This is a genomic window from Aeromonas sp. D3 (genome assembly GCF_027705025.1).
GTDB lineage: Bacteria > Pseudomonadota > Gammaproteobacteria > Enterobacterales > Aeromonadaceae > Aeromonas > Aeromonas salmonicida.
In genome coordinates this window covers 1-16707 of sequence record NZ_JAPDBE010000009.1, presented here as the reverse complement: position 1 = coordinate 16707, position 16707 = coordinate 1, and the positions used below count along the sequence as shown (strand labels likewise).

Here is a 16707-nt window from a genome sequence, read left to right as displayed (position 1 = left end):
GGTTTAGAGGATTTGACATGAGTAACGGTTTCATCGTCCAAATCATCGGCGCTGTGGTGGACATCGAGTTCCCGCAGGATGCCGTGCCCCAGGTGTACGACGCAGTCAAGGTCGTCAGCGAAGGTCAAGGTCAGGGTCTGGTGCTGGAAGTTCAGCAACAGATCGGTGGCGGCGTCGTTCGTTGCATCACCATGGGCTCCTCCGACGGTCTGCGTCGTGGGTTGGAAGTAATGAATAGCGGTAAATCCATCCAGGTGCCGGTCGGTGTATCGACTCTGGGTCGGATCATGAACGTACTGGGTGAGCCGATCGACGAAAAAGGTCCGATCGGTGAGGAAGAGCGTTGGTCCATCCACCGCGCGGCCCCCAGCTACGAAGATCAGTCCAACAGCAACGACCTGCTGGAGACCGGCATCAAGGTTATCGACCTGGTATGTCCGTTCGCCAAGGGTGGTAAAGTCGGTCTGTTCGGTGGTGCCGGTGTAGGCAAAACCGTCAACATGATGGAGCTGATCCGTAACATCGCCATCGAACACAGCGGTTATTCCGTGTTCGCCGGTGTGGGTGAGCGTACCCGTGAGGGTAACGACTTCTACCACGAGATGATGGAGTCCAACGTACTGGACAAAGTATCTCTGGTTTACGGTCAGATGAACGAGCCACCCGGAAACCGTCTGCGCGTAGCGCTGACCGGCCTGACCATGGCCGAGAAGTTCCGTGACGAAGGTCGTGACGTGCTGTTCTTCGTGGACAACATCTACCGTTACACGCTCGCGGGCACCGAGGTATCCGCACTGCTGGGCCGTATGCCGTCTGCAGTAGGTTACCAGCCGACCTTGGCCGAGGAGATGGGTGTTCTGCAAGAGCGCATCACCTCCACCCGGACCGGTTCCATCACGTCAGTCCAGGCCGTTTACGTGCCTGCGGATGACTTGACCGACCCGTCTCCGGCGACCACCTTCGCCCACCTGGACGCCACTGTCGTTCTGTCCCGTCAGATCGCGGCACTGGGTATCTACCCGGCCGTTGACCCGTTGGACTCCACCTCCCGTCAGCTGGATCCGCTGGTAGTTGGCAAAGAGCACTACGAGACTGCTCGTGGCGTTCAGACAGTGCTGCAGCGTTACAAAGAGCTGAAGGACATCATCGCCATCCTGGGTATGGATGAACTGTCAGAAGAAGACAAACTGACCGTAGCCCGTGCCCGTAAGATAGAGCGTTTCTTGTCCCAGCCGTTCTTCGTGGCAGAAGTGTTTACCGGTTCTCCGGGCAAATACGTGCCGCTGAAAGAGACCATCCGTGGTTTCCAGGGCATCCTGAAAGGCGAGTATGACGATCTGCCTGAGCAGGCGTTTTACATGGTTGGCAGCATCGACGAAGTCGTCGAGAAATCCAAGAAACTGTAAGCCTCGATAGGAGGGCCCATGGCTGAGATGATCTCCTTTCACCTGGATGTGGTGAGCGCCGAAGGGAAACTGTTTTCCGGTCGCGTGCAATCTGCTCAGGTATCAGGCCTCGAGGGTGAGCTGGGTCTCCGTCACGGTCATGCTCCGTTGTTGACTGCCATCAAGCCGGGCCTGGTCCGTCTGGTGAAGCAGAATGGAGCGGAAGAGGTGCTGTACATCTCCGGCGGTATGCTGGAAGTACAACCCGAATCTGTGACCGTACTGGCGGACACTGCGATTCGTGCCAAGGATTTGGATGAGGCGAAAGCCCTGGAAGCCAAACGTGCGGCCGAAGCGCGGATCCACAGCTCCCATGGTGATATCGACTACGCCCAGGCCGCCACCGAGCTGGCCAAGGCGATGGCCCAACTGCGGGTTATCGATATCGTCAAAAAGAATTACCGTTAATTGCGGTGATGTAAAAAGCGACCTTCTGGTCGCTTTTTTTTTGCTCGTTGGATAGACTCCGCCGAGTATTTTTTCATGTTTCAAAGGTCGAATTATGTCCCTCAACGTCGTGATCCTGGCTGCGGGTAAAGGTACTCGCATGCGCTCTGTCCTGCCCAAAGTGCTGCATCCGGTAGCCAATAAACCCATGGTTTCCCATGTGATCGACACCGCCCGCCAGGTCGGTGCCGAGCAGTTGCACCTGGTGTATGGCCACGGTGCCGAGCTGTTGAAGGAGCGGATCCTGGCGCCCGACTTGAACTGGGTGCTGCAGGCGCAGCAACTGGGTACCGGCCATGCCGTCGCCCAGGCGATCCCGTTCTGGAAAGATGAAGATGACGTGCTGGTGCTCTACGGCGATACTCCGCTGATCCAGCCAGAGACACTGCAACGGCTGCTGGCCGCCAAGGCCGACAAGGGCATGGCGCTGCTGACAGTGGTACTGGACAACCCCACCGGCTACGGCCGTATCGTGCGGGAAAACGGCCAGGTGGTCGGTATCGTCGAGCAGAAGGATGCCAATGCCGAGCAGCTGACCATCCGTGAAGTGAATACGGGTGTACTGGTGGCCAACGGCGCCGACTTGCGTGGCTGGTTGTCGCGCCTGGACAACAACAATGCCCAGGGCGAACTCTACCTGACCGACGTGATCGCCATGGCCCATGCCGATGGTTGCCCCATCGCCGCCGTCCATCCTGACAGCGCCATGGAAGTGGAAGGCGCCAACAACCGGGTTCAGCTGGCGGCGCTCGAGCGAAGCTACCAGAAGATGCAGGCCGAGAAGCTGATGATCGCCGGTGCGACCCTGCTCGACCCCGCTCGTTTCGATCTGCGTGGAACGCTGGAGATCGGCGAAGAGGTGGTGATCGATGTGAACGTCATCATCGAAGGCAAGGTGACGCTCGGCAACCAGGTGCGCATCGGGGCCGGCAGCGTGCTGAAGGATTGCGTCATCGGCGATCATACCGAGGTGAAACCTTACTCCATCATCGAAGGGGCTCAGGTGGCGGATCTGTGTTCCGTTGGCCCGTTTGCCCGTCTGCGTCCTGGCGCCGTGCTGGAGCAGGATGCCCACGTCGGCAACTTCGTCGAGATGAAGAAATCCCGTCTCGGGGTCGGTTCCAAGTGTGGTCACCTCACTTATCTGGGGGATGCCGAGGTGGGTGCCAAGGTGAACATCGGTGCCGGCACCATCACCTGCAACTACGACGGTGTGAACAAGTTCCAGACCATCATAGAGGACGATGTGTTTGTTGGCTCCGATACCCAGCTGGTAGCGCCGGTGCGCATCGGCAAGGGCGCTACCCTGGGGGCCGGTTCAACCATCACCAAGGATGTGGCCGAGAACGAGCTGGTCATCACCCGTGTGCCCCAGCGCCACATCAAGAATTGGGCCCGTCCGGTCAAGAAGAAGTGATACCCGATCACTAAAATGCAACCGGCGCCTGATGGCGCCGGTTTTGTTTCTGACAGATCCCTTATGGTTCGCGGGTTGGTGAGTTGTTGCCCATCACGCGATACCAATCCAGCTTGCGGGTCAGCATCATGACCAGCGCCAGTATGGCGAACAGCAGCAGGGCGCCGAGCAGCAGGGCTATCTCTTCTGCCTGCAACAGGCCGAACAGTATGGCGTAAACCAGCCCCAGCAAGGCCGCGAAGCCGAGCCCCTGTTTAGGCCCGCCCAGCACATGGCTAAGGTAAAAACCGTTGAGCAGCACGCTGGCGAGACTGGCGATGAGATACGCCCAGCCAAAGCCCAGGTGCTCGGTCAGTGCCAGCAGCACCAGATAGAAGATCGCCAGCCCCATTCCCACCAGAGCGTACTGGATCGGGTGTACCCGCAACCCTTTGAGCAGTTCGAACATGAAGAAGCTGATGAAGGTTAGGCCGATAAACAGCAGTGCATACTTGGCCGCCCGCTCGTTCAGCTGATAGTGATCCACCGTCTGCACCAGGCTGACGCTGAAGGCGGGCAGATCGCCGCTGACTCTCTTCATCATGCGATTGAAGCGGGTCTCCATGTCGGTGGCAAACCAGCTGGTCTGCCAGCTGGCCTCGAAGCCTTGCTGATCCAAGGTCCGGTTGCCGGGGAGAAAGTCGCCGATGAAGTTGGGGTGAGGCCAGTTGCTACTGAGGTGAAGCTTGCTGTCCTGACCGAGCGGCACTACTTCGAGGGTGTTCATGCCCTGCAGATTCAGTTCGATATGGAAGACGCCATTGTCGTCCGGCAAGGTATCGAGGGGGGCATGGATACCGGCCAGACCGTCACCCAGCCGGGCACCAGGGGCAAACGGAATGCGCGCTTCCCCCAATTGCAGTTCGGGGACGCTGTTGATACCGCGGGCATCGGACAGCACCAGGCTCAGATAGGGTTTGCCCGCCACCAATGCCGGATCGGCGCCATCGACGCTCAGATCGGGATCACCGGATACCAGCGTCTTGCCTTCCAGCCGGGTTGGCAGATGCCCGGAGAGGGAGATCCGGGTCTGGTAGACCTGGGCCTGATAGATGCCGAGCTTGCGGGGGGTTACTTCCATGCTGGCCCGCACATCCAGCTGTTCCGGCAGCAGGTAGCGGTAGAGCTGCAGCTTGCGTTCGAAGCGCTTGCCATCCTGCTCCATGATGACGGTGCGGGTGTAAGGCTGCACCACGACCGGCCCGAGCAGCCGCTGCGGTCCGCTGCTGCTGGCCATGATGCTGTGGATGGCCTGACTGCGATAGGCCTGACGCTCCCGGTTCAGCTCCATGATGGATTGCACCGGCACCATCAGCAGCAGGCTGAGCAACAGCAGCAGAAAGATCTTGTGGGTGAATATCTGTTTGACCATGACACGTCTCCTTGTTGACGGGAACAAGTGTGCCGGGCTTGGGTGAAGAGGATATGGGGCCGTGTGAAGCGGGAGTGAAGGGTGATAAAAAAACCGGCGCCTTGCGCCGGTTCTGGGATCACAGCTTCTTCAGCTGGTCAGGCAGGGCGGCAAACACCTCTTCCTTCGCCTTGAGCGAGGCGAATTGCTTGCCGGGCTTTTGCACGACAGTGTGGACAAAGATGAGCTGCTTGCCCGGTTTGCTGGCCCAGCCGACAAACCAGCCGATCTGCTGATCCCGATTGAGGGTGCCATCCAGCAGCTTGGGGTAGCCCATGCCGGTCTTGCCGTGGATCTGCCAGCCATCGATGTCGGGCTGGCGCAGGATATTGGCCGTGTGCTGCAGTGTATGTGAGGAGACCGGCAGCTTGCCGCTCACCATCTTGCCGAGGAAGCGGGCCTGTTCCTGAGGGCTGATGGCGAGGCTCGAACTGAGCCAGGCCTGGGTCAGACCATCGTGCTTGCCGGGATTGCCCGCAAGATCACGGTTGCCGTAGTCGAAGCGGTCGACATACTGCTGGAAGCGCTCCATCCCCAGCCACTCCGTGAGACGCTGGGAGTACCAGACCACAGAGTAGGTGAGCCAGCGGCTCGGGGTAGTGGTCTCGCGCCAGGCGGGCAACCAGTCATCGTCGCCGGGTTTGAATGGCAGAGCGGGCAGATTTTCATCCACCAGGAAGCCGCTGTCATAGCCCATCAGCGCCAGTGGTATCTTGAAGGTGGAGGCGGGTGGCAACTGGCTGGAGCAATCCCCCTGGCTGCTGATGGGCTTGCCTGTGCCATCGGCAAACAGCATGCAGCCGGAGGCCGCGCTGGCTGGCAGTGAGAATATCAGGCCTGCTGCGAGCAGGCCGGGTAACAGGATCCGGGACATGGGGTCTCCTTGGAGAATGGGACAAAGGGCCGGGAGGCGGCAGCATAGCGCCACTTTATGTGTCCAATGTGAAGTGTCAGCCGGCTGGCAGCCAGAGTTCGGCCAGCACGCCACCTTCTGGCTGGTTGCAGAGGTGCAGCCGACCGCCATGCTGGCGTGCCACTTCTGTGGCAAAGCTGAGCCCCAGACCGCTGCTCTTGCCCTTGTCGGGTCTGGGCAGGGAGTAGAAACGCTCGAAGATGCGTGGCAGGGCATAGTCCGGAATGCCGGGGCCCTGATCCCGTACCTGAAAGCGATAGCCGTCTGCATGCATCTCGCCGGTCAATCTGACCGTGCTGCCGGCAGGGGAGAAGTCGAGGGCGTTGTCCAGCAGGTTGCCGAGGGCCTGCTCTACCAGCAGGGGATCCCACTTCTGCTTTGAGGCGTCGGCCAGTTCGGCCACCAGGGTTACCTGACGACGCTGGGCTATGATCTGGCGGGCATCAAGCACCCGCTTGCCCAGTCTGGCGGGTTCGGTTGCCTGGCGATCCAGCCCCTGCCCCGATTCCAGCTTGGCCAGTTGCAGCATGCGTTCTATCAACTGCTGCATGCGGGCTGTTTCCAGATTGATGTTGCCGATGAAACGTCGGGCTACCTCGGGGGGGGGCGCTTCGGCCAGCAGCTCTCCAGCCCCGCGAATGGCGGCCAGCGGGCTCTTCAGCTCGTGGGTCAGGCTGTGTACATAGGATTCGATATAGGCCTTCCCATCGAGCTGACGGCGCATGGTTTCGAGGGAGCGACCGAGTCGCTCCAGCTCCGGGCTGTGGAGTCCCGGCAGAGTGGCTGGCTGGTTGTGACTGACCGCATCGGCGTAGTGCACCAGCTTGCCGATGGCGCGGTTGAGCCACCATGCCAGCAGGGCACCGATCAGCAGCGAGATGAGCAACAGCATGGCTGCCGCCTGCAATAGCTGGTGTTCGCTGCGCTCTATCATTGGCATCAGAGTGCGGTTGGGTTTGGCGACCGTGAGGGAGCCCAGTATGTTCCCCCCTTCACGCAGCGGCGCGGCCACGTGCATGACGGAGCTGGCGGGATCATCCGGATCGCTGCGGGTACTGCGAGCCCCGTACTGGCCGCGCAGGGTACGGTAGACGTCGTTCCAGCGCGAATAGTCCTTGCCCAGATCCACCCCGTCCGAGTCATAGACCACCTTGCCTTTAGCGTCGGTCACATAGATGCGATATTCAGCCTGTTGCTTGAGGTGCCCGTCGATCAGGGCATTGATGGGGCTCTGGTTGAGACGGGCGAAGGCGCTGGCCAGCCTGCCATCGGCCATTTTCCCTTCCTGCAGATCGTCCAGTGCCAGCGGTGCCAGCATCTGGGCCATGTCGACCAGGGTATCTTCAGTGGCGCTGCGCACCCCGGGTTTTATCTCCTCGACGAAGATCTCCAGCACAAACCAGGCCGCCAGCGCGAAGATCAGCACCAGTCCGCACAGCAGTTGCAGTCCTATTCTCATACCAGTTCTATCCGTTTGTATCCGGGCGCCAGACCATATGCTTGCTGCAGGCCGATCCTCATGCCAGTTCCAGGCTATAGCCCAGCCCGCGATGGGTCAGGATCAGGTTGGCGTCAGCGTCACGTTCCCGCAGCTTGGCGCGAATGGTCTTGATGTGAGTGTCGACGGTGCGATCCAGGCTCTCTTCTGCCCCGCTCCACACCAGATCCATCAACTGCTGACGAGAGTAGACCCGTCCAGGTGCCTGCATCAGCGTCTTGAGCAGCAGGTACTCGTAACGGGTGAGGGCCAGCGGCTGGCCGTGAAAGCTGATGCGGGCCCGCTCCTCATCCAGTGCCAGCAATTGGCTCGGTTGGGTGGCTGCCGGCTGGCTGCGGCGCAGTATCACTCGTACCCGGGCACACACCTCCCGTGGCGAGAACGGCTTGGCCACATAATCGTCGGCGCCAATTTCCAGCCCTATCAGCCTGTCTATCTCCTCGCTGCGGGCGGTGAGAAACATCAGGGGGGTGTCGCAGCGGACCCGTACCTGCTTGCACAACTCGAAGCCGCTGATGTCCGGCAGCCCCACATCCAGGATCAGAAAGTCGGGTCGCGTCTGTTCCAGTCGCGTCAACAGTGGCTGGCCAAGGGGAAACCACTCCACCTCGAAACCATCGGTTTGCAGCGCATAGATCAGGGTGTCGGCGATGCTGGCCTCATCTTCCACCAGCCAGATAACTTTTTTTTGCATGGCGTCCTCGTCGCAAATCAGCTGCCCCATTCTGGCATCGAACCAAATCGGATCCTATTTGCTGTTTTACTTTTCCGAAAAAGGCGCTAACATTTCGTCATTCTTTCGAATCGAAACTTAATGATGACCAAACGTAATACTCAGCAGCGCCGTCACACCATAGTGAATCTGGTGCAGGAGCAGGGTGAAGTGAGTGTCGATACCCTTGCCAAGCACTTCTCCACCTCGGAAGTGACCATCCGAAAAGATCTCGCTGTGCTGGAAACCGGTGGCCTGCTGTTGCGTCGTTATGGTGGTGCCGTGCCTCTGCCGAGCGAGATGGTGGTGGACAGCAATCCGGAGCAAGTTTCGAAACGAAAGCTATCCATTGCCCGTGCCGCCGCCGAACGGATCCGCGATCACAATCGCGTCATCATCGACAGCGGCAGCACCACCAGCGCCATGATCCCCATGCTGGGCAACAAGCGCGGCCTCATCGTCATGACCAACTCCCTCAATGTGGCCGGTGCCCTGCGCGAGCTGGAGAACGAACCTACTCTGCTGATGACCGGCGGTACCTGGGATCCCCACTCTGAATCCTTTCAGGGTCAGGTGGCGGAGCAGGTGCTGCGCTCCTATGACTTTGACCAGCTGTTCATCGGTGCCGATGGCATAGATCCGGAGCGGGGCACCACCACCTTCAACGAGCTGGTGGGCCTGTCCCGGGTGATGGCCGAGGTATCGCGGGAGGTCATCGTCATGGTCGAGTCGGAGAAGATTGGCCGCAAGATCCCCAATCTGGAGCTGCCCTGGTCGAGCATCCATACCCTGGTGACCGATGAAGGGCTGGCCACCTCGGCCAGAGAACAAATTCAAGCCAGGGGGATCACGCTGATCTGCGCCCCGGTTGCTGGCTGACAGGACTGGCTGACATTTTTATCTGAACCATCCAAATCAATTTCCGTTTATTACGTCTTGAGGAGAAGTGTATGTGTGGCATCGTCGGGGCCGTCGCCCAACGTGATGTGGCTGAAATCCTGGTAGAAGGCCTGCGCCGTCTGGAATATCGCGGCTACGACTCGGCCGGTGTGGCCGTGTTCAGCGCCAACCAGCCGCTGCAGCGGGTTCGCCGTCTGGGCAAGGTGGCCGAGCTGGCCAAGGCGCTGGAGGAGCAGTCCGTCCATGGTGGAACCGGTATCGCCCACACCCGTTGGGCTACCCATGGCGAGCCGTCCGAGCGCAATGCACACCCTCACGTCTCCGAGCATATCGTTGTTGTGCACAACGGCATCATAGAGAACCACGAAGAGCTGCGTGCCGAGCTGCAGGGGCTGGGTTATGTGTTCAGCTCAGACACCGACACCGAAGTGATCGCTCATCTGGTGCACCACGAACTGAAATCTGCCGACAGCCTGCTGGCCGCCATGCAGATTGCGGTGAAACAGCTGCGCGGTGCTTATGGCACTGTGGTGATGGACAGCCGTGATGACAGCCGTGTGGTCGTGGCTCGCTCCGGCTCCCCGCTGGTGATTGGCCGTGGCATAGGCGAGAACTTCATCGCCTCCGACCAGATGGCATTGCTGCCGGTGACCCGTCGCTTCATCTTCCTGGAAGAGGGCGATGTGGCCGAGGTGACCCGTCGCGACGTGCATATCTTTGATACTCACGGTGATGCCGTGGTGCGTGAGGAGCTGGAGTCCGAACTTTCTCACGATGCCGGTGACAAGGGCGAATACCGTCACTACATGCTCAAAGAGATCTACGAGCAGCCCAAAGCGATTACCAATACCCTGGAAGGCCGTCTGGGTTCGGATCACGTTGTGGTCGAGTCGTTCGGCAACGGCGCCCGCGCCATTTTTGACAAGGTCGAGCACGTCCAGATTGTCGCCTGCGGCACTTCCTACAACTCGGGCATGGTCGCTCGCTACTGGTTCGAAGAGATAGCCGGTGTCTCCTGCGACGTGGAGATTGCCTCCGAGTTCCGCTATCGCAAATCCGTGGTGCGTCCCAACAGCCTGCTGGTGACCCTGTCCCAGAGTGGCGAGACCGCCGATACCCTGGCCGCCCTGCGACTGGCCAAGCAGTCTGGCTACATGAGCTCGCTGGCCATCTGCAACGTGCCGGGTTCCTCTCTGGTGCGTGAATCGGATCTGGCCTTCATGACCCGTGCCGGTGCCGAAATCGGCGTGGCTTCCACCAAGGCATTCACCACCCAGTTGGCCGGTCTGCTGATGCTGGTGGCTTCCGTTGGTCACTGCCGTGGCAACTTGAGTGCCGAAGCCGAGGCCGAGCTGGTCAAGGCGCTGCAAGCACTGCCACTGCGCATCAAGGAGAGCCTGGCGCTGGCCAAGGACATAGAAGCGCTGGCCGAAGAGTTCGCCGACAAGCACCACAGCCTGTTCCTCGGCCGTGGCAGTCAGTACCCCATCGCCATGGAGGGGGCGCTCAAGCTTAAAGAGATCTCCTACATCCATGCCGAAGCCTATGCCGCCGGTGAACTGAAGCACGGCCCGCTGGCGCTGATCGATGCCGAGATGCCCATCATAGTGGTGGCGCCGAACAACGATCTGCTGGAGAAGCTCAAGTCCAACGTGGAAGAGGTGCGTGCTCGTGGCGGTATTCTCTACGTGTTCGCCGATGCGAACGCCGGCTTCAAGAGCGATGCCACCATGCGGGTGATGAGCCTGAACCATGTGGAAGAGATGATTGCCCCCATCGTTTACACTGTGCCGTTGCAGCTGCTCTCCTACCATGTTGCCCTCATCAAGGGCACGGACGTGGATCAGCCGCGCAACCTGGCGAAATCCGTGACCGTGGAATAAGCCGTTGTCTGAAATGAAAAAAGAGCCGCATTGCGGCTCTTTTTGTTTGGTTATCTGGCGGAGTGGCCGCTATGACAGCCGCAGGTTGGTGATGGTCACGTCGTCCAGCGAAGGCACTATGATGCCGCTGGAGATGCTCTTGGCGATCGCCTGGTTGCGGTTCTTCGAGTCGGTCTTGTTGGTGACCTGGTTGAGGTGGAAGTTGACTGTGCGTTCGCTGATGCCGAGTATGGTGGCGATCTCCCAGGAGGTCTTGCCCTCACTGGCCCAGAACAGGCACTCCTTCTCCCGATCCGACAGCTCGGTCAGGTGCTTCATCAAATCCGGTCTGCTCTTTATCAGCTGCAACGCCGAATTGAAGATGTAGCTGGCGCAGAACGACAGCAAGGGAACGTTTTCAAACATCAGATCGGAATTGGATTTTTCCTTGCTGATGAAAGAGAGGATGCCGTGTTCCCCCTGCGGCGTATGTAGCGGGAAGGATACGCCATTTCTCACTCCGAAATCGGCGGCCAGATTCATGACTTCCCGGCTGGCGCTGGGTAGCCAGGGTGAGTCGCAGTCGAGCTTGTTCCAAAAGATGGGCTGGGTCTGCTTCAGGCCCAGGAACACCACTGGATCCTGGGTCAGGTAGTGCCGTTCGCTGTAGGCTTCGAACCAGCTGGTGGGGCAGTTGTTGAACAGTGCCACATGGGATTTCTGCATGCTGATGGGGAAAATAATCAGCAGACGGAAGTAATCAAAGCCCATTTGATGACTGAAGCGCTCCAGTTGCTGCTGGATCTCGCTGGTCTTCTTGGCCTTGGTGAATCGATCGATGTGTTCCCAGATCGCATCGTTAAACATGTACATCTCCTTTTTCGATCCCTATCACATTGATCGAAAAGATATTTTTTATTTATTGATTTGGTGTTGTGACTACCAACGCCAGTGACTCCCGTGCTTGCTTAAAAATTATCCTGTTTTTTCCACCGAAGGCCAAGAAAATCATCTGATTGCCACTGACCCCACTCTTTGAGACAATGAGAATAGTTATCATTGTTAAGATTTATATCATGAACAAGTTTTGGGGTTTGGCCTTGTTGCCATTGTCAGTCCACTTCGCTGCCAGCGCCGATGATCTGGTCGCACCGGCACTGAAGAACAGCATCGCCGCCGGGAAAGTCTCCCAGCAGCGTGTGGAAAAAGCCGCCGATGCGGCCGTTGCCGCCAGACTGGAGCTGCAAAATGCACAGCTGCAACTGCGTGATCTGGAAGCCTACAACCGCTACATGCAGTCTTTGGTGGCCGATCAGCAGAATGAGCTGGGCAAGTTGAGCCAGCAGCTGGAGGCGGTGCAAGAGACCCGGCAGGGCCTGATCCCGCTGATGCTGCAGATGCAAGCCGATCTGGAACAGCTGGTGCAAGATGATCTGCCGCTGCGCAAAGAAGATCGCCTGGCACGGGTTGAACAGCTGAAAGCGACGCTGGCCAGAGCCGATGTGAGCGAAGCGGAGAAATTCCGTCAGCTGCTGCAGGCCTATCAGATCGAAGCCAAATACGGCAGCCGGATGGACAGTTATTCCGCCGAGCTGGCGCTGGATGGTGCGCAGCGCCGGGTCGACGTGCTGGTGCTGGGCCGTGTCTCCCTGCTGGCCATGACAGCCGATCGCAGTCAGGCATGGCGTTGGTCTACGGAAGCAAAGCAGTGGCAAGCCCTCGACAGTCAGTGGCTCTCCCCCATCGCCGATGCACTGGAGATGGCCACCGACAAGAAAGTCCCGCAATTGCTCCATGTGCCCCTGTCGGTCAGCCGTAGCCAGGAGGCTCAGTCATGAAATGGTTCCCCCTCGTTATCGCCCTCTCTCTGGGTGCCAATGTGGCCGTCGCCGATGAGGCCTGGCAGCAGCAGGAACAGGCTCGCGAACAGCAGGCCCAGCAGGATCTGGCGACCGTCTCCAAAGAGCTCAACAGTGCCCGCGCCAAACTGGCCGAGGCGCAGCGTCTGAGCAAGGAGCTGGCCAGCCAGTTCGCCAGCAATGAAAAGCAGCTGGTCGAGCTCAACGGCCAGTGGGAGCAAGCCTCCGGCGACATGAATGACATTTTTGCCGTGACCCGTCAGGGCGCCAGCGATGCGGTCAAGCTGCTGGCCGAATCTGCGGTCGAGGGTCAATATCCCGATCGCCTTGCCCCGTTGAAAGCCATGGCGCAGGAGAAGCAGGTACCGGATCGCGCCGCCCTCGCCCTGTTGCCTGCGACTCTGCTGCAAGAGATCCGCGAATCTGGCCGGATTGCCCAGTTCGACGGCAAGGTGCTCGATGCCCAGGGCGCTGCCAGCGAGCAGCCGCTGACCCGGGTCGGCAGCTTTGCCCTGTTTGGTAGTGACGGTTTCCTCCAGCCCACTGCCGAGGGGTTGAGCCCTGTGCTGGGTCTGCCAGGTGGCGTGCTCTCCGAGGTTGCGGCCTATCAGGGTCAGGAGGGAGAAACTCTGCCGCTGGATCCTTCCCACGGTACCCTGCTGGAGATGCTGGCACAGGCGCCTACTTTCTGGCAGCAAGTTCAACAGGGTGGGCAGGTGGGCGCCATCATAGTGCTGCTGGCCGCCATCGGTCTGGGGATCGCCGCAGTGCGGTTGTGGAGCCTCTCCCGCGAGCTGACTCTGGTGCGTCGCCAGCTCAAGAGCGGCGAGTATCACGCCGACAATGCCCTTGGTCGGGTGCTGACGGTCGCGGAGCAGCATCCCGAGCTGAGCATGGAAACCCTCGAGCTGAGGCTGGATGAGGCCATCCTGCAGGAGACGCCCCGCATGGAGCGCGGCATCGGCATGGTCAAGGTGATCGCGGCCATTGCCCCCATGCTGGGTCTGCTCGGTACTGTGACCGGCATGATCGGCACCTTCCAGGCCATCACCCAGTTTGGTACCGGCGATCCCAAGATCATGGCGGGCGGCATCTCAATGGCGCTGATCACCACGGTTCAGGGTCTGGTGGCTGCCATTCCACTTATCCTGGCTCACAGCCTGCTGCAGTCCCGCTTCACCGAGCTTTCCAATGTGCTGGAGCAGCAAGTCGCCGGCATCCTGGCCGAGCGCGCCGAGAGCAATAACAACGGGATGGAGCGGGCAGCATGATGCTCGACATCTGGCAACAGTTGCAGAGCTTCATGGGGCGTGGCGGCCCCGTGCTCTGGGTCATTCTGGCCCTGCTGGTGCTGATGTGGATTCTGATGATCGAGCGGCTGCTCTACCTCAATCTGGGCTTTGGCCCCTTGCAGCAACAGCTGCTTGGCCGCTGGCAGGCGCGCAGTGAGCGCCACAGCTGGCATGCCAGGGCCATTCGTGGTCGCTGGCTGGCTCAGGCCGAGCTTGAGCTCAACCGTCATCTGATCTTCATCCGCACCCTGGTGGTGCTCTGCCCCATGTTGGGCCTGCTCGGTACAGTGACCGGCATGATAGGCGTATTCGATGCGTTGGCCGCGGCCAACCGCTTTAACCCGGAGAGCATGGCGGGCGGTATTTCTCGCGCCACCATCCCCACCATGGCAGGCATGGTGGTGGCCCTCTCCGGCGTCTTGTTACTCAGCCGACTCGAGAGCCAGGCCAAGCGTACGCTGGCCAAGACCCGGGACGGCCTGCGAGAAGAGAAGGTAATGCAATGAGACGGCAATCCAAACGTCAGCGTGACGAAGTGCAGATCGACATGACTCCCATGCTGGATATCGTGTTCATCATGCTGATCTTCTTTATTGTCACCACCTCCTTCGTGCGTGAAGCCGGGCTCGAGGTGCACAGACCCCAGGCCAGTCAGGCCAAGGCGCAGAAATCCTCCAGCATCATGCTGGCGATAGGTGCCCAGGGTCAGATCTTCCTCGACCGCAAGCAGATAGACGTGGAGCGGGTACAGGCCAGTATTGCCCGCCTGTTGGCGGAACAGCCCGATGCCAGCCTGGTGATCCAGGCCGACGAGCGAGTACCGCACGGCAAGGTAGTGCGGGTGATGGATGAGGCCAAGGCGGCGGGCATAGCCAATATTGCCGTGGCGGTGGCACCGAAATGAAATACAAGTTGATGAGTCTGGGACTGGGAATTGCCCTCAGTCTGGGGATCCTGCTGTTCATGGCTACTCTGGTTGAGCCTCCCAAGGGGGAGAAGGTGGCGAGTGAGCAAAAATCCATCGTCATCAACATGCAGAATGAAGTGGCAGAGGTGCAGGTGCGTGAGCGCCCGGTGCCGCAAGAGCCGGAACCCCTGCCGGAACCTCCCGCTGCACTGGCGTCGACTCCCATGCCGTTGCCGGCTGCAGCGCCGCTGCCTTCGGTGCAACCTAGCCTGGATCTGGTCTCCAGCCTCAGCGCTGTGCAGGTCTATGCCCCCGGTGTGGCGACCAGCACGGCTCCTGTACTGAGCGGTAACTTTCATGGTCAGCAGCAAGGCGCCGGTGTCGGCGCCGGCGATATGTTGATGCCGCTGCAACGGATCGAACCTGTTTACCCCTATCGCGCCCAGCAGGCGGGGATCGAAGGCGCCGTGACCCTGCGCTTCAGCGTCGATGCTGAAGGGCGAGTACAGGATGTGGAAGTGATCGAGGCCAAGCCCAAGCGTCAGTTCGAGCGGGCGGCCATTCAGGCGATCAACAAGTGGCGCTATCAACCAAGACCGGGTGCTGCCGACAAGCTGGTGCAAGTCATCACGCTCAAATTCAAACTGGAGTCATAACTATGTTGCGGATCTGGATCTGTCTGCTGGCCTTGGTCAGCCAAGCCTGTCTGGCCATGGAGGTCAGCCCTCACTTCTCCCGCCAGCTTGAACCCGTGATGAAGCTCTATCAGTCCGGCCAGTGGCAACAGGCTCAGAGCAAGGCGTCTGTACTCAAGCCAAACACCGATGCCGAGCGCGCCTGGCTGGCCCAGTTGCAGGCTTCGCTGGCCGCCAATTTGCAGCAAACCGCCCAGGCAAGCCGCTATGTGGAGCAGGCGCTCACCTATAAAGAGTGGCCCGAGCAACAACAACTCCAGCTGCTGCGCCTGCGTGGCGATATCCAGGCCCAGCAATCCAACTGGTCTGGCGCCATCGCAAGCTACAAGGCGGCACTGGCGATCAAACCCGACGATGGCTTGCGCCTGCGGTTAGCCGGTCTCTATTACCACAACAAACAGTATGCCGAGGCCGCCAGCCAGAGCGAACAATTGCTCAAGAAGAGCTGGCAAAAGCAGGCTGCCATCATTCGCCTCTCCGCCCTCACCGCCTTGCAGCGCTACGGGGTGGCAGCCGATCAGGCCGCCGAGCTGATCCGCCACGAGCCGAAAGAGAGCAAATGGTGGCAACAGGCGGTTTCGCTCAACCTCTCTGCCAAGCGTGGTGATCAAGCGCTGGCTCTGTTGCAGACAGCCATCGATAGAAAATTGATGGACGATGCCGCCGCCCGCAATCAGTTGATCCGCCTTTATGCCTGGCAGGGGCTACCTTATCGTGGTGCTCGTCTGCTGGAAGCGGCCATGTCCAAGGGACAGATGAAGCAAAGTGCCGAAAACCGGCAGTTGCTGGCCCAGTTGTGGGAGGGCGCTCGTGAATGGCCAAAAGCGGTTGATAGCTGGCAGTTGCTCGCCAAACAGCATGCTCAGCCCAAAGCGGCCATGCGTGCAGCTGAACTGCTGCTTCAACAAGGCAAGACGGAAGCCGCTATGACCCAGCTGGCTGCCATCAAGTCAGTGAAGGGCGAACAGGGTAATAGAGCAAAGGCGTTGCTGGTGCAGGCATACCTTAATAAGGAGCAATATACCCAGGCGCTGAAACTGGCCCTTGAACTGCAACAGCAGGGTAACTGGCAACAGCGGGCAACCAGCTGGGTCAACTATATTCAGGCTCACAGCGAAGAATTGAGCAAAAAATCGGCGTAAATAGAGGCTTATATCTTGGTTTCAGGGGGTTCAGCCTGCTTTTTCAGCAAACGAACGCATTTTTGCAAAAAGCCCTTGTCATCGCGGCGCGGCTCCCTATAATGCGCCCCTACCAGCACGGCGGAACACGCCGAACTGATGAGCCAGCTTCCTTGTGAAGCCGGCGCC

16 protein-coding genes are annotated in these 16707 nt (G+C 59.7%); 11 read left to right on the top strand and 5 right to left on the bottom strand.

Annotated features, from left to right (window positions below):
- Window positions 1–17: 17 nt before the first annotated feature.
- The 3 genes from atpD to glmU all read left to right on the top strand — a co-directional run bounded on the left by atpD (window position 18) and on the right by glmU (window position 3309).
- Window positions 18–1406: a F0F1 ATP synthase subunit beta gene (gene atpD, locus OKC28_RS07625; RefSeq protein WP_005319628.1), complete on the top strand. Its 1389-nt coding sequence runs from the start codon at window positions 18–20 to the stop codon at window positions 1404–1406.
- An 18-nt stretch (window positions 1407–1424) separates the two neighbouring features.
- Complete coding sequence (locus tag OKC28_RS07620) at window positions 1425–1853, top strand: F0F1 ATP synthase subunit epsilon (protein WP_005319630.1); 429 nt, start codon at window positions 1425–1427, stop codon at window positions 1851–1853.
- Window positions 1854–1947: 94 nt separating this feature from the next.
- Complete coding sequence (gene glmU / locus OKC28_RS07615; protein WP_059169522.1) at window positions 1948–3309, top strand: bifunctional UDP-N-acetylglucosamine diphosphorylase/glucosamine-1-phosphate N-acetyltransferase GlmU; 1362 nt, start codon at window positions 1948–1950, stop codon at window positions 3307–3309.
- Window positions 3310–3370: 61 nt separating this feature from the next.
- Here glmU and creD read toward each other — a convergent pair whose 3' ends face one another.
- From creD to blrA, 4 genes are all read right to left on the bottom strand, one after another.
- Window positions 3371–4720 carry a cell envelope integrity protein CreD gene (gene creD, locus OKC28_RS07610; protein WP_256686357.1) on the bottom strand — a complete coding sequence of 450 codons (1350 nt, stop codon included), beginning with the start codon at window positions 4718–4720 and terminating at the stop codon, window positions 3371–3373.
- A gap of 118 nt (window positions 4721–4838) precedes the next feature.
- Window positions 4839–5633 carry a class D beta-lactamase gene (gene blaOXA / locus OKC28_RS07605; protein WP_256686355.1) on the bottom strand — a complete coding sequence of 265 codons (795 nt, stop codon included), beginning with the start codon at window positions 5631–5633 and terminating at the stop codon, window positions 4839–4841.
- 76 nt (window positions 5634–5709) lie between these two features.
- Window positions 5710–7131, bottom strand: a complete 1422-nt coding sequence (gene blrB / locus OKC28_RS07600; RefSeq protein WP_125600353.1) for a beta-lactam sensor histidine kinase BlrB — start codon at window positions 7129–7131, stop codon at window positions 5710–5712.
- Between the two features lie 58 nt (window positions 7132–7189).
- A complete protein-coding gene (gene blrA, locus OKC28_RS07595) occupies window positions 7190–7864 on the bottom strand; it encodes a beta-lactam response regulator transcription factor BlrA (protein WP_256686352.1) in 675 nt (224 codons plus the stop codon).
- Window positions 7865–7987: 123 nt separating this feature from the next.
- Between blrA and OKC28_RS07590 the strand changes: the two genes are divergently transcribed.
- Both OKC28_RS07590 and glmS read left to right on the top strand, forming a co-directional pair.
- A complete protein-coding gene (locus tag OKC28_RS07590; RefSeq protein WP_021139933.1) occupies window positions 7988–8761 on the top strand; it encodes a DeoR/GlpR family DNA-binding transcription regulator in 774 nt (257 codons plus the stop codon).
- Between the two features lie 71 nt (window positions 8762–8832).
- On the top strand, window positions 8833–10665 hold the full coding sequence (gene glmS, locus OKC28_RS07585; RefSeq protein ID WP_011899256.1) for a glutamine--fructose-6-phosphate transaminase (isomerizing): 1833 nt from the start codon (window positions 8833–8835) through the stop codon (window positions 10663–10665).
- Window positions 10666–10734: 69 nt separating this feature from the next.
- On the opposite strand, the gene OKC28_RS07580 is transcribed toward glmS, so the two are convergent.
- Window positions 10735–11511, bottom strand: a complete 777-nt coding sequence (locus tag OKC28_RS07580; protein ID WP_005321862.1) for a helix-turn-helix transcriptional regulator — start codon at window positions 11509–11511, stop codon at window positions 10735–10737.
- Window positions 11512–11720: 209 nt separating this feature from the next.
- On the opposite strand from OKC28_RS07580, the gene OKC28_RS07575 reads away from it, so the two are divergent.
- From OKC28_RS07575 to OKC28_RS07550, 6 genes are read left to right on the top strand one after another with little or no spacing between them, the layout of a single operon-like run.
- Window positions 11721–12482, top strand: coding sequence for a DUF3450 domain-containing protein (locus tag OKC28_RS07575; protein WP_270688525.1), 762 nt, complete (start codon window positions 11721–11723; stop codon window positions 12480–12482).
- Window positions 12479–13774, top strand: a complete 1296-nt coding sequence (locus tag OKC28_RS07570; protein WP_059112313.1) for a MotA/TolQ/ExbB proton channel family protein — start codon at window positions 12479–12481, stop codon at window positions 13772–13774. The genes OKC28_RS07575 and OKC28_RS07570 overlap by 4 nt, the downstream gene beginning before the upstream one ends.
- The gene (locus OKC28_RS07565; protein ID WP_256686350.1) at window positions 13771–14301 is read left to right on the top strand and encodes a MotA/TolQ/ExbB proton channel family protein; all 531 of its coding nucleotides are present in this window, start codon (window positions 13771–13773) and stop codon (window positions 14299–14301) included. Before OKC28_RS07570 ends, OKC28_RS07565 begins: the two co-directional genes overlap by 4 nt.
- Complete coding sequence (locus OKC28_RS07560; protein ID WP_005321875.1) at window positions 14298–14699, top strand: ExbD/TolR family protein; 402 nt, start codon at window positions 14298–14300, stop codon at window positions 14697–14699. The genes OKC28_RS07565 and OKC28_RS07560 overlap by 4 nt, the downstream gene beginning before the upstream one ends.
- Window positions 14696–15358, top strand: a complete 663-nt coding sequence (locus OKC28_RS07555; protein ID WP_256686349.1) for an energy transducer TonB — start codon at window positions 14696–14698, stop codon at window positions 15356–15358. The genes OKC28_RS07560 and OKC28_RS07555 overlap by 4 nt, the downstream gene beginning before the upstream one ends.
- Window positions 15359–15360: 2 nt before the next feature.
- Window positions 15361–16539: a hypothetical protein gene (locus tag OKC28_RS07550; RefSeq protein ID WP_125609294.1), complete on the top strand. Its 1179-nt coding sequence runs from the start codon at window positions 15361–15363 to the stop codon at window positions 16537–16539.
- Window positions 16540–16707 lie beyond the last annotated feature (168 nt).